Source organism: Hyalangium ruber, assembly GCF_034259325.1.
Lineage (GTDB): Bacteria > Myxococcota > Myxococcia > Myxococcales > Myxococcaceae > Hyalangium_A > Hyalangium_A rubrum.
In genome coordinates this window covers 174,559-187,429 of sequence record NZ_JAXIVS010000012.1, presented here as the reverse complement: position 1 = coordinate 187,429, position 12,871 = coordinate 174,559, and the positions used below count along the sequence as shown (strand labels likewise).

Here is a 12,871-nt window from a genome sequence, read left to right as displayed (position 1 = left end):
GGCCATGCACACCTCTCTCCGCCTCTCTTCCCTCCTCCTCGCGTCCTCCCTCGCTGCCGGCTGTCTCGGCCCAGAGACGGACACGGACACGGACACCCTCCAGGCCATCGAGCAGCAGGCCACGGATCCCGCGTTCCGCGTTCACAACATCGTAGAGGCCGTGCGCCCGGCCGCTAACTACGACGGCGTCGCCGGCAACGAGTGCATTGCCCTCCTGAACCCCGAGCACCGCCTCCGTAAGATCATCCTCGTCGTGCCCGCCGGCGCCGGCGGCTCTTGCGCGCTCAGCGCCTACACCGCTGGCAGCGCCTTGAGCTTCACCTGGGGCGACACCTCCGTGTACCAGGGCTCGGCCGGCATCACCGCCATCCGTGCCGCGCTCTCCGACAATGACGGCGCGGTTCACCGCCTCGTCGGCTCGATCACCTCCGAGGCCACCACGCTGGCCCACCTGCAGTCCTTCCTCACGCAGAGCGACGCCCAGCAGGCCAGCCAGCTCGCCACCTTTACCGGCAACATCGTCCACTCGCTCTACGACTTCGAGGGCCAGGAGGAAGTGCTCGCCGAGGCCGCCTACCAGGCCGTCCGCATCACCCAGACCTGCGAGAACCCCGGCACGCCTCGCCTCGAAGCCCGCGTCCACAACGGCTTCGTCTACGGCTACATCGCCAGCAACAGCGGCAGCTGCCACAGCGGCTGGTTCTCCATGCGGCACACCTACAACCGCAACTGGAAGCTCGTCGCCCGGTATGACTACTCGGAGTAGTTCGACGCGCTGAAGCCTGAAATGCACCGGGGCCGGAAACCGCTGAGTGTTCAGCGGCTTCCGGCCCCAGTTTTTTCTAGCGCAGCGCCGCGAGGGCCGCGCCGACATTCGCCACCGTCACAGACACGGGCGTCGTCACCTCCGGAGCGAAGATGGCCACGCGGAGCTCTTCGAAGGCCCACCGCAGATCCTGCGCCGCCTCCTGGTTACGCACGGTGGCGCGCCTGGCGAGGAAGGTCTCCCACAGGGGGGTGAAGGGCGCGGCCTTCCCTGCGTCCTTGCCAGGGTTCGCCACCGCACGCGACAGCCGTGCCTGGGCCGCGCGGAGGTAGCGCGGGTAGTTCAGCAGGCGCACGAAGGGAATCCACTCGATGAGGTTCGCGGGGAACAGGTGCCCGAGCTGCGAGCGGATGTCCCGCACGGCCGCCGCGCCGCTTGGCCCCTTTGAGGCTGCCTTGAGTGCAGCGAGCGTCGCAGCGAGCTCCGAGGAGGTGGCAACGACGGCGCCCGCCCAGTCCCGGGCCGCACGCTCGATGCGCGGTGAGCCCTCACGGACCAGCGCCTCGAAGGCCGCCTGCGTGCGGGGCAGCGGCGCACCCGGTGCGAGCTTGAACGCATCATCGACGCTGCGTGCGAGGACGAGCGCCCGGAAGGCGTCGGCTTGGCCCCGCGCGGGCGGCGCACTGTCCAGGGACGGGAAGGGCAGTGGCATGCGCGCGGCGCTGACGGCCACGTGTCCGCGCGCGGCGAGCATCAAGAGCCGGCGGACTCCCGTGCGCGTGGCCGCGTCGGCCGCGGAGGATGTCTCGAGCAGCACCAGGTCCACGGTAGCGCCCCGGTCTACGAGCGCGGGGTAGCTGCGGAGCGCGAGCCCGCCGACCCGCCGGGTGACCACGGGGGGCAGCTCGCCGAAGGTCCAGGCCGTCAGCCCCTTGCGCTCCCAGTCCGAAGCCGGTGCCGCGCTGCGCAGCGCCGCCCGTGCTCGTCCCCCGTACTCATCGAGCAGCGCGTCGGCGTCGCGGCTCCGCGCGAGCTCCTTTCCCCGTTCGTCGAGCACCCGGATCGTGGTGCGCAGGTACGGCGCCACGGCATCCGCCCGGAGGGACTCCTCGGGCACGTCCACGCCGCACAACCGGGACACCGCACGCGCGAGCGCTGGAATCATCGGCCCACGGAAGGGCACAAGTTCCTTCTCGAGACGGGCGACCAGGTCCGGCACCGGCCCCAGCTGCTTGCGTTGGGCGCGGGGGAGCTGCTCGATCAGGGCGGTGAGTTTCTCCCGCTGCCACCCGGGGATGGTCCAGTCGAGTTCACCCGGGACCAGCTGGGCGAGCAGCAGCAGCGGCACGCTCAGGGTGATGCCGTCGTCCTCGGCCGCGGGGTCGAAGGTGTACGTCACCGGCACGGACGCGTCGTGCAGGGTGATGGCGTCCGGGTAGTGCGCCGGGGACAGGCCCGGGTCGTGCGAGAGGGCATCCTCCATCGAGAGGACGAGCACGTCGCGGTCGGTCGCCTCGGCCTTGCGGCGCCAGGTCTCGAAGCTCGCTCCGTCCGTCACGTCCGCCGGGAGGCGCTGGTCGAAGAACGTCAGCAGCGCCTCGTTGTCGAGCAGCTCGCTGCGCCGGGCCTTGTCCCGCAGGCGCGCCACGCGCTCGAGCACCTGGCGGTTCTTCTCCTGGAACGCCCCCCGGGTGCGGTACTCGCCGCGCACCAGGGCATGCTCGAGGAACATCAGCCGTGCCCGGGCGGGGTCCATGCTAGCCAGGGCCACGGGGCGCTCCTTGAAGACCTGAAGCCCGAAGAGGGTCGCGTTCTCCTTCACCACGGCGCGCGCGGACTTCTCCGACCAGTGCGGTTCGGAGTAGCTGCGCTTGAGCAGGTGGGGGGCCGCCGCCGCGAGCCACTCCGGGTCGAGCTTCGCCACGGTGCGCGCGAACAGCTGGGACGTCTCCACGAGCTCGAACGCCATCACCCAGGCAGGGGGCTTTTTCGCGAGCGCCGACGAGGGGTGAACCATGAAGCGCGTCTGCTTCGCGCCCGTATAGTGGCGCTGCTCCGGATTCCACTGGCCGATGCGGGACAGCAGCCCGGTGAGGAGCGCCTGGTGCAGGACGTCCCCGCGCGCCGGGGCGCCTTGGCCCTTGCGTGGCAGGCGCAGCTCGCGGACGGTCTCCTCGAGCTGGCGCTGGACGTCTCGCCACTCGCGCACCCGCAGGAAGGACAGGAAGTTGTCCCGGCACACGCGCCGCAGATGGGACGTCCCCCGGCCCTCGGCCTCGCGCACGAACGCCCACAGCTTGAGGAGCCCCGTGAAGTCCGAGTGCTCGTCACGGAAGCGCCGGTGCAACTCGTCCGCCTTCTGCGCGAGCTCCCGTGGCCGCTCGCGCGGGTCCTGCAGGTTGAGCGCCGCGGCGACGATGAGCACCTCGTCCAGGCACCCGTACTCGGCGCCGGCGAGAATCATCCGCGCGATGCGCGGGTCCACCGGGAAGCGCGCGAGCTGGTGCCCGAGCGGCGTCAAGGTGCGATCCTTGCCCTCGATGGCCCCGAGCTCCTCGAGCACCCGCCAGCCTTCGGCGATGGCCCTCGGCTGGGGCGGGTCGAGGAAGGGGAAGTCCTCGACGTCACCGAGGCCGAGGGACTTCATCCGCAGGATGACCCCCGCGAGCCCGGTGCGCTTGATTTCCGGGTCGGTAAAGGCGGGCCGCGTGGTGAAGCTCGCCTCGTCGTAGAGGCGCACGCAGATCCCCTCGCGCACGCGTCCGCAGCGCCCTTTGCGCTGGTCGGCGCTGGCCTGGGAGATTGGCTCGATGTGCAGGCGCGTGGTGCCCGAGCGTGGGTCGTAGCGCGACAGGCGCGCCACCCCCGTGTCCACGACGTACACGATCCCCGGGATGGTGACCGACGTCTCCGCGACGTTGGTGGCGAGGATGACCCGGCGCTCGGGGATGGTGGCGAAGACGCGCGACTGCTCGGCGGCCGACAGGCGCGCATACAGGGGCTGCACCACCGTGCCGCGGAGCTCGCGCGCGTTCAGGGCATTCTCGGCCTCGCGGATCTCCCGCTCCCCGGGGAGGAACGCGAGGACGTCCCCGTCCGGGTCGAGCGAGAGCACGTTCGCCACCGCATCGGCGACGGAGTCGGCGAGCTCGGCGTCCTCGGGGGGCGGCTCGTAGAGGACGTCCACCGGAAAGGTACGGCCCTCCACCTGGATGACCGGAGCCCCCCCGAAGAACTGCGAGAAGCGCTCGGTCTCGATGGTGGCCGAGCTCACCACCACCTTGAGGTCGGGGCGCCTGGGGAGGATGCGCTTGAGCCACCCGAGCAGGAAGTCGATGGTGAGGCTGCGCTCGTGGGCCTCGTCGAGCACGACCGTGTCATAGCGGCTCAGGAGCGGGTCACTGTGAATCTGCGCGAGCAGGACCCCGTCGGTCATGAACTTCACGGCCGTCTGCCGGGACGAGCGGTCCTCGAAGCGAATCTGGTAGCCGACGTCCGTGCCCAGCTCCGTGCCGAGTTCGCGTGCCACGCGCGCCGCCACGCTCGTCGCGGCGATACGCCGGGGCTGGGTGACGCCAATCTGGCGCGGGCGGCCGCGCCCCATGGCGAGCAGGACTTTCGGCAGCTGCGTCGTCTTCCCCGAGCCGGTGGCCCCCGCGACAATGACCACCTGATGGGCGGTGATGGCCGCAGTGATGTCCTCCACCCGGCTCGAGATGGGGAGCTCGGGGGGGAAGTGCAGGGTGGGCAAGCCGCCGGGGTTGGGGACGGGTGAGTCGCCGGACATGGCCGCATGGCCTAACACTGAAGCGCACGCTCCGCCCCTGACGAATCGTGTGGGCAAGAGCCCAAGCCGACCGGTCGCCTGCGCAGGGCAGGGGTGTGTCTGGAGACAAGCGGGAGCCGGAAAGCACCGGGGCCGAAAACCACTGATTTCTCAGCGGCCTCCGGCCCCGGCTTGCAGTGTCCCCAACGGGATTCGAACCCGTGGAGGAGGGGTGTCCTAAACCCGCGACGGCGCACGCCTTTCGCCCAATCGTGAATGAATCCGGGCACTTCGAGTCCACGGGGAGTCTCCGGCAGTCCCACCTGCCACCCGGAGTTCCCTCCAGTTTTGGAGACATTTTGGAGACGGGACCAGGGGAGCACGGTCCTCCAGGAAAGTTCGTGTGAGCCCAACTGTAGCGCGTGCCCTGGCGAGGTGTGGCTGGGGAGGGGCAGGTGGAGGAGCGCGGGAGGGAGTACCGGCGGCGGCAGTCGGAGGGGACGGTATTGTACGAGGCGGTGCGGGAGAACTTGGCCACGCTGCAGCAACTGGGATTGCCCACGGCAGGTGCGAGCCTAGCCCCGGCGCGCGAGCCCCCTCAGACCGCGCGGTGTTGAGGCTCAAGCCGCCTTAGCCAAGAGAGCTAGGCGCGTGCCATGCACCCTATGGGAGCGCGGCCTGGGCAGGCGTGTACCCCAAGGGCTGTCCGGCCTATGCACCGGCCTGGCGCACTGCTTGGGCTGCCCCTGTCAGAGGCCCTCCTCGGCCCCTCCTCTTCAGCCCGCCACCCTCAATAGGCCTTCCATCCTTCCTATGTATGCTCAATGAAGGTCAATCCTCTCCGAGCACGAAGCCGACGTGCGCCATGATCGAATGGCAGGCCGAACCAACAAGTACCCCAAGCGCGTCATCCGTCTCTCGCTCGCATACATCCAAGACCGCCCTCAGGTCGTCGCCAGCCGATGGTTTCCATGCAGCCCCTACCCGGTGATGAGTGGGCTCGACGCCGTAGGACTTCGCCCTCTCCTCGATTCGCGCCCATCCATCCGTTGAAATCTTGAAGCCCGCTCCGGCTGTGGGCCCGTCGAAGAAGTCCACCCCATTGAGCTGACCCCCGTCGTGAACGAAGTGGTTCCGAAGAGCGTAGGAGACTGCGATAGGCCAACCGAATGATTGCCGGAGCGAATAGAACGCGACGGCGGCAGTCTTGGAATCCGGTCCCTTACTCCCAATGAAGTGCGATACGAGCTGAGGGAGATTCTTGGGATCCTGCAATGAATTACGGACGCAGAGAACATGCCCAGCCATGCCGACGAGACGGTCGGCCAACGCCCATTTTGTTGCAAGGTAAGCCTGCACACCGATCAAGCGAACATGCTGGTACTTCGCCCGCGCTGCGCCGAGAGGGACGTCATCGTTGGCATCGGCGTGTCCTTCGAGGCCCGTCAGCAGTGCATGCGCAGCCGATCGTGCGGCGAGCATGCCAATCCAATGATCGACGTCGGAGGCGAACGCTGCAATTGTCTTGAACTGCTTTTCGACATCGGGAGCCAACTTGCCGACATGGCGGGTTGTCGCTCCATCGACCTTGTCAAGCACCGCCTTCGCGTCTCGAAGACGCTGCTCAAGTGACTTGCTCATTCGCCGCGCTCCTCTTTCGCGTCCTGCTCCTGCTCACGCAAATCCGCCTCCGCGATGGAAAGGCGGAATTGCCAGTACGGCCGAAGATATTCGTCGGCTTCGGCGTTGAGGGCAGCTTGAGCCTCATCGACCGCCTCCACGAAGATTGGAGGCACCTCGCCTGGGGTCCCCGACCACGAACGAACTCCTCGTACACCGAGTGCGCCGTAGATCGGACGGAGAGCATCTGCGCCGTGGAACGTGCCTGCACGGATCGTCGCTGCGGCGATCGTTCTCCATGGAGCACTGTTGACTGCATATGCACCGCCGATGCGCGCAAGGCGCCGGGCGAACTCGGAGTCACCACCAGCTTGGCACTGGGCTGCCACGGCTTCGGGCACGAGAAATCCTTCAGGGTCTATGTCCCTCAGCACTTCAGGCAGGTGATAGCCCACGCTGCTGTTGTCGTTCACGAAGGTAAGCAAGTCGTCTACCGTCTTCTTTACTGCAGCGTCGTTGACGTCGGCGACCGTTACCCTACGAACGTACTTGCTGATGCGCGCGTGGTAGCTGACCGCCCGCGCTTTGTGGTCGTCGGCTCGCGATGCCTCTTGATCACGCCGACGTGCGAGTGCTTCGGGCAGCCAACTTACGCGGACGTATCCGACACGCTTAAGGATCTCCGCGAGGTTCCATTCTCCGTCGCCACGGAGGTCGTCGAAATCTGGAAGGGTGAGGAGCTGATCCAGCAGCCACTCGGCGAGGCCACTTGGACGCCTCGATGGGTCGTCTTCTCGCACAGCCCAGTAGACCGCATCCACGAGGGCACGCACCGCCTGGGGCTGTCGTTCGGGAGGAATCGAGCGGAGGACGTCCTCAAGCAGGGGCTGAAGCCGGGGCCAATCGTGATTCAGGGTGAGCGCGAGAGCAGCGATGAACGCCACGTCGCGCCCCGTGCTCGTGAACAGAAGGCGGGATCCCCTAAGAAGGGTGTGCTCGTCGGCTGTGAACTCTCCGACGTCACGCAGTTTCGGGACGCGCCCGTAGATGTGCTGCAGCAGGTTCGCACGCTGGTCGTCGCTACCGCACTCAGCCAAGAGTTCGTTTACGAGGATGTGCGCCCGCTCAGGATGAAGCCCTTTCCGTACCGTCGCGACCCAGCTCACGGCCGTCGTGACGCCGAAGTCTGATTGAGGTGACACGGCCGACTGATGGAGGCAGCTCTTCACGAAAGTCCGCACGACGTCGCGAGACTCCGCGTGCTCACCCAGGGACCAAGCAACTCCCATCAGAGAATAAAGCTTGTGCTCCTCGCCAAGAAAGGACACCGCGCGCTTAACGAACCTCGTGATCTCGTCGGGTCGTGTGGTCGACGCGAGCGCGGTCGCTTTCTGAGAGGCGCGCGGACCTTTCTGCTCCCACTCGTCGCGGCTCAGAAGAGGCTCAAACTCCTTTGCGAGATCGTTTGCCTCGTACAGTCGCTCCAGCTCAACACTTGCATCTTTGAGCTTCAGGTCCGACTCAAACCGATAGTGCCAGTTCCAGACCTCACGCGCAGCAGAGAGCTCCTCCACGGATGCCCGGCGCCTCGCCATTAGCCCGTGCGTCCACATTAGATCGTCGAGCAACAGGGCGTAGTACTGGTCGCTCTTCCCACGGCGGCAGAGTTGATTGATGTCGCGATGCGCCTCGGCGAACACGTGCCAGAGCTGGATGCGGCTCTCCACCGGTGTCCCATCCGAAGACAATGCCGCCTTCAGCCGGTTTAACAGGTCATTCCTTACAGCCCACGCTGTATGATCAGGCCCGATCGCGAAGGTCTGGATGTGAACGGTGTATTCGTCGATCCATGTCTGTCTCCGTTCGAGCGAGAGAACCGGCTGGATGAGCGCCTTGAGCAACGCTGTTTGTCCCCGTGTCGGCGGATGCTGCGTCAGCGTAGCCAGTAGTTCGATGCCAATCGCCTTCGCGGTCTCGTCGTAGTCGCTCCAGAACTGCGGACCACCTTCAAGGACTCTCTCAACCAGTGCAGCAGCACGTTTCCCGTCGTTGGGGAGACCGCGCGGCAGAGTATGCGCCAACTCGGCTTCGGCCTCAGTAAGGGCGCATAGCTCTCGGAGGACCGACTCACGTTCGTCAACGGACTCCGCGCCCATGGCCCCGTGGAACAACGGCCACGCGAGCGAGAGAACAACATCACTCTGCCCAATTACCTTCGCACTGAAGATGCCTTCGACGGTCTCGTCGTCAGCATGTGTCTCACGCATCGTCTTTACGAGAGACGCTGCAGCACGTGGTTGAAACGGCGCGACTGCTTCGAGGATGTCGGCAAGGCTCATGCGCTGACTTGCGGTCATTGACGAAACCGATGCCTCAATTGAAGTGAAGAAGTCGGCAAGGAACTGCAGGTCGTACTCGGAGAGGCGAAGGAGAAACTCTGTCCGAGCAAGAGAGACGAGGATGGCGCGACCAAGTCCACTCAGCGATCCGGAAAGCGTTGCATTGCGCACGAACTCAAGCAGTGCTTTCGCATCGTCCGATGCTACGATGGGCTGAGCCCCGCCTACCACCGTCGATAGCCACCGAAGAAGCACATGGTCTCGGAGCACATCAGGCTTCAGTTCGACGAAGCGATTGCGTGCCCCGCGCTCGATCAGTACGCGCCGGCCTACGAGAGAGGCCAGTCGTTGCCGCACATCGACAACCGAGCCAATCCCGCTGCCCTCTCCGATCATCTTGATGGTCGCATCGTCTTCTCGGGTGACGGTACCAACGAGGGCCACCCATCGCAGCAGGTCACGAACTGATTCTGGTGACACATCTGACTGACTTCGCTCGATCTCGAGCAGGTACTCCTCAGCGAGATCCGTGGCGTTAGCGGGAATCTGCTTGAGGTTGCCGTGGTCCTCAAGGTGTTGCACCGCAAGGGTCAGCCACACGGGGTGACGAGAGAATCGCTTGCTGATCTCACGTGCTGCATCTCTGCGATCCTCCTCCGGCAGTTTGCCGAGCGGGCCGGCCTTGAGGAGTTCTTCACACATCGCCTCGGCATCCGCTGAGCGGAGCGCTGCGATCGGTAGCTCTTGAACCCGTGACTTCATCCGGGCACTTCTCAGGAACCGGAGTACAGGGTCCTTCGGAGAACGAACTGCGACAGCGACTTTCCACTGAGCAGCCCGCCCAAGTCGTCCTCCAAGCTGCTCGGCAAGCTGCTGCAAGAGGAGTTCGTTCGTCGGTTCATCGAGGAGGAGAAGAGTGGACCGTTCGGGAACGATGGCGTCAAACCATGCGCCCGAAGCGGCCATGCTCGCGACGTTCGCCCAGAGCACTTGCCACTTCCCCTCGCTCGCGATCGTTTCGCCAGCTTCGACGAGAAGCCGGGTCTTCCCCATGCCTCCGGCACCATGAACGACTAGGAAGAGCTGCTGTGACAACAAGAAGTCTCGTAGCTTAGCCACCTCCGATTGCCTGCCACAGAACGGGCCCAGTTCGTCGCGGCGAAGGAACGGCTCCTGGTTGGGGAGGCGCTCCTTGATCTCGGGAACAGAGAGGAACGCGCGGGCCTCGTTCTCGAAGAAGGAGCGGTGAATCTCGGGATGCTTGTCGAGGAGAGCGTTGAGGTTCTCGCGCTCCCAGTAGTCAGCGACGAGCCCCTGCTTAGCGAAGAGCGGAACCACCTCCGCGTCCCAGGTCTGCTTGTCAGTGGGATTGAAGGTTGCGTTCGTGACCAAGCGCCAGTGACTCACTCCCTTCCACTGGCCGTATCGGCTGTGGCCGGGCTGCCGGTATTTCTCGATCTTCTCCGCTTCTCTCTTGGCGTCGCGAATGGCTGAAGCGGCTGAGCCGCTCTCATGGTGCTTTGCTTGAAAGACTCGGATCCCGTCGCCCGAGCGGGCGTCCTGTCCTCCGTCCTTTCCGCGTCGGCCGAACAGCGAGGCCTTTGGATCCTCAAAGAACACGACGGTTGTCGCGAGGGCCTCGAATGTGGCTCCGCTCGCAATCGCACCCCACTTGCGCTCAGCCATGATGGTCTCCGTGCTTGAACACCCGGTTGTGGTGCCAAGGCAAGTAGTCGCGATGCCCGTCCTCCAGCCCGCGCACGCGAAGGTGAAGTTGCCCCTGCTCCACAGAGCGTTCTGGGCTTTCGTGATCAGGCAGCAGCCCGGTATTTCTCTTCGTAATTGGCGGGCGACTCGTAGTCGAGGGCAGAGTGGCGCCAGTGCGGGTTGTCCATCAAGCGCGGGAGGAGCCGGGGCTGGAGTAGGAGAGCTCGGCCTTTGCGGCGAAGTTAGAGAAGCCGAGGATGGAGCGCCGCCCCGCTTGGATTGGGCCAAGCTACTGCGCGGGACGTTCGCGTTCGACGTGTTCGCCTGCTCTGCCTGTGGAGGCAGGCAGCGGGTCTTGGGGGCCGTGAAGGAAGCGGGAGAGGGGCGAGCGATTGTGGAGCAACTGGGATTGCCCACGGCAGGTGCGAGCTTGGCCTCGGCGTGCGAGCCCCCTTCAGACCGCGTGGTGTTGAGGCTCAAGCCGCCCTAGCCAAGAGAGTTAGGCGCGTGCCATGCACCTCATGGGAGCGCGGCCTGGGCAGGCGTGTACCCCAAGGGCTGCCCGGACTATGCACCGGCCTGGCGCACTGCTTGATCGGCCCTGTCGGAGTTCTTCCTCGGCCCCTCCGCTTCAGCCCGCAACCCCTCAGTAGGCCTTCCGTTCTTCCTATGCGTCCGGTTTTGGAGACATGCTGGAGACGAGAAGGAGCCTGAAAGCACCGGGGCCGGAAGCCGCTGAGATTTCAGCAGCTTCCGGCCCCGGCTTGCAGTGTCCCCGACGGGATTCGAACCCGTGTTACCGGCTTGAAAGGCCAGCGTCCTGGGCCTCTAGACGACGGGGACGGCTATGAATGAGTCGCGGGGGGCTCGAACCCCCGACCCTCGGCTTAAAAGGCCGGTGCTCTACCAGCTGAGCTAGCGACTCGCACTATTCTTTTTTCGCGAAGGGCCGTACAGGCAACAACCGCCGGCTGTCTACCAGCAGTCTCTCTGGACTTCCACTGGCGCGCGCATGCCCGGCTTCCTGACAGCGCTGTCCCGCTCGCCGGTGAACGTCTGCCCGCCCGGGTGGCTCCCATTGTCCCCCCGGGACGCTATACAGGAGGCATGCGTCAGGACGTACCCCCAGAGCAGGAAGAGCAGGAAGAGGATGCCGAGGAGCAGGGGGGAGCCCACCGCCGCTACCTCACCCGGGCCGGCGCCGAGCGCATGCACCGCGAACTCTTGCGGCTGCTCAACGAAGAGCGCCCCAAGGTCACCGCCGAGGTCTCCGCCGCCGCCGCCCAGGGCGACCGCTCCGAGAACGCCGAGTACATCTACGGCAAGAAGCGCCTGCGCGAGATCGACCGCCGCATCCGCTTCCTGTCCAAGCGCCTGGACACCGCCACCATCGTCACCCCCGCCGAGCAGACCGACCAGGGCCGGGTCTACTTCGGCGCCACCGTCCTGCTCGAGGACGAGGACGGCGCACGCACCACCTATCAGATCGTCGGCTCGGACGAGATCGACACCCAGGGCGGGCGCATCAGCGTCGAGTCGCCCATTGGCAAGGCGCTGCTGCGCAAGGCCGTCGGAGACACCGTGGAGGTGATGCGGCCCCGGGGTGAAATCGAGCTCACCATCGTCTCCATCAAGTACGTGTAGGGAGGGCGGCCGATGGCGCGGACGCAGCAGACAGGCTCGCGATTCCGCCGCATCTACGAGAGCCTGAGCGCGGAGAATCTGTCCGCGTCCGGACAGGACAACGCGCTGAGCCTCGAGGAGCTGGGGCTGGACTCGCGCGACGAGCGGGTGGCGCTCGCCTTTGGTGTCTACAGCCGCCACGGGCTGGAGAACGCCCTGCGCCAGTATGGGGTGATCCAGCGCATCCAGGAGCGCGGGGTAGGGCCGCTCGAGTTTCGTCTGACGTTCGAGGACCCGTTCCGACCCCGAATCGTGCTCTGGAGCCTGCGCTACGACGCGCCGGCGATGGACATCTGCCTGCGGAAGGTCACCGGCGCCGAGGTAGGGTTGCCTCCGCCCCTGGATTCCCGCTCCTTGCTCTATCTGGACTCCTTCGTCCTCCAGCACCCGGGGCGCTCCTTCGACTGGAACCGCCCGCCGATGCCCGACCAGAACCACCCCGGGCTGGCGCTCTCGGCGGAGATCCTCGAGATCCTCCTGCTCATGGCCCGCCGCGTGGGTGCCGAGGGCATGGCGCTCACGCCCGCCACCTTCGCCGCCGCCTGGGTCTACGCCCGCCGCTTCCACTTCGTGGATGGCGCCGCGCACGGGCGCTTCCTGGCGCTCCGGAGAGCGGGGCATCGCTGGCCCCGCTGGTTCCATGCCTGGGCCGTGGAATTGGAGTGTCTGCGCGCAGCGGAGGGCGTCCCCGTTCGCTTCACGCCCACCCCCATGCTGGCGGCCGGCTCACGCCGCCTCGAGCGCTTCTTCGAGGGCAAGCCCTGGCGGGCCGCCGTGAAGGAGCACTCCCAGCCCGCCCTGACCATCGACTTCGAGGCGCTCCAGGACCGTTTCCCCTGGGCGCGCATGCCCCCAGGCCCGCCGCCCGACGCCGTGGCCGAGGTGCTGGCCTACGATCCCCTCGCCGCCGGCTGAGGGTGGGTGGGACTCGAAACCACCGTCGGGAGGTTCAACCCAGGACACCCCAAAATCAGCACCGGGCGTTGTACC

General features: G+C 66.2%; 6 protein-coding genes and 2 tRNA genes. 3 read left to right on the top strand and 5 right to left on the bottom strand.

The genetic code is table 11. From position 1 onward, the window contains the following. Positions 1 to 4 precede the first annotated feature (4 nt). Complete coding sequence (locus SYV04_RS30655) at positions 5 to 766, top strand: hypothetical protein (protein WP_321549506.1); 762 nt, start codon at positions 5 to 7, stop codon at positions 764 to 766. A gap of 76 nt (positions 767 to 842) precedes the next feature. Here SYV04_RS30655 and hrpA read toward each other — a convergent pair whose 3' ends face one another. The 5 genes from hrpA to SYV04_RS30630 all read right to left on the bottom strand — a co-directional run bounded on the left by hrpA (position 843) and on the right by SYV04_RS30630 (position 11,123). After that, positions 843 to 4,553: an ATP-dependent RNA helicase HrpA gene (hrpA, locus tag SYV04_RS30650; protein WP_321549505.1), complete on the bottom strand. Its 3,711-nt coding sequence runs from the start codon at positions 4,551 to 4,553 to the stop codon at positions 843 to 845. An 810-nt stretch (positions 4,554 to 5,363) separates the two neighbouring features. Then, the gene (locus SYV04_RS30645; protein WP_321549504.1) at positions 5,364 to 6,173 is read right to left on the bottom strand and encodes a hypothetical protein; all 810 of its coding nucleotides are present in this window, start codon (positions 6,171 to 6,173) and stop codon (positions 5,364 to 5,366) included. Further along, complete coding sequence (locus SYV04_RS30640) at positions 6,170 to 10,177, bottom strand: ATP-binding protein (RefSeq protein WP_321549503.1); 4,008 nt, start codon at positions 10,175 to 10,177, stop codon at positions 6,170 to 6,172. The genes SYV04_RS30645 and SYV04_RS30640 overlap by 4 nt, the downstream gene beginning before the upstream one ends. A gap of 791 nt (positions 10,178 to 10,968) precedes the next feature. Further along, a tRNA-Glu gene (locus SYV04_RS30635) sits at positions 10,969 to 11,041 on the bottom strand. 9 nt (positions 11,042 to 11,050) lie between these two features. Continuing rightward, positions 11,051 to 11,123 (bottom strand) — tRNA-Lys (locus tag SYV04_RS30630). A 182-nt stretch (positions 11,124 to 11,305) separates the two neighbouring features. Between SYV04_RS30630 and greB the strand changes: the two genes are divergently transcribed. Beyond that, complete coding sequence (gene greB, locus SYV04_RS30625; protein ID WP_321549502.1) at positions 11,306 to 11,842, top strand: transcription elongation factor GreB; 537 nt, start codon at positions 11,306 to 11,308, stop codon at positions 11,840 to 11,842. Positions 11,843 to 11,854: 12 nt separating this feature from the next. Then, entirely contained in the window at positions 11,855 to 12,796 is a 942-nt protein-coding gene (locus SYV04_RS30620; protein ID WP_321549501.1) for a deacetylase, read from the top strand. Positions 12,797 to 12,871 lie beyond the last annotated feature (75 nt).

Excerpts from the sequence above, each read along its gene's own strand:
- SYV04_RS30655 (WP_321549506.1), top strand. The coding sequence starts at position 5 with ATGCACACCTCTCTCCGCCTCTCTTCCCTCCTCCTCGCGTCCTCCCTC.
- hrpA (WP_321549505.1), bottom strand. The coding sequence starts at position 4,553 with ATGTCCGGCGACTCACCCGTCCCCAACCCCGGCGGCTTGCCCACCCTG.
- SYV04_RS30645 (WP_321549504.1), bottom strand. The coding sequence starts at position 6,173 with ATGAGCAAGTCACTTGAGCAGCGTCTTCGAGACGCGAAGGCGGTGCTT.
- SYV04_RS30640 (WP_321549503.1), bottom strand. The coding sequence starts at position 10,177 with ATGGCTGAGCGCAAGTGGGGTGCGATTGCGAGCGGAGCCACATTCGAG.
- greB (WP_321549502.1), top strand. The coding sequence starts at position 11,306 with ATGCGTCAGGACGTACCCCCAGAGCAGGAAGAGCAGGAAGAGGATGCC.
- SYV04_RS30620 (WP_321549501.1), top strand. The coding sequence starts at position 11,855 with ATGGCGCGGACGCAGCAGACAGGCTCGCGATTCCGCCGCATCTACGAG.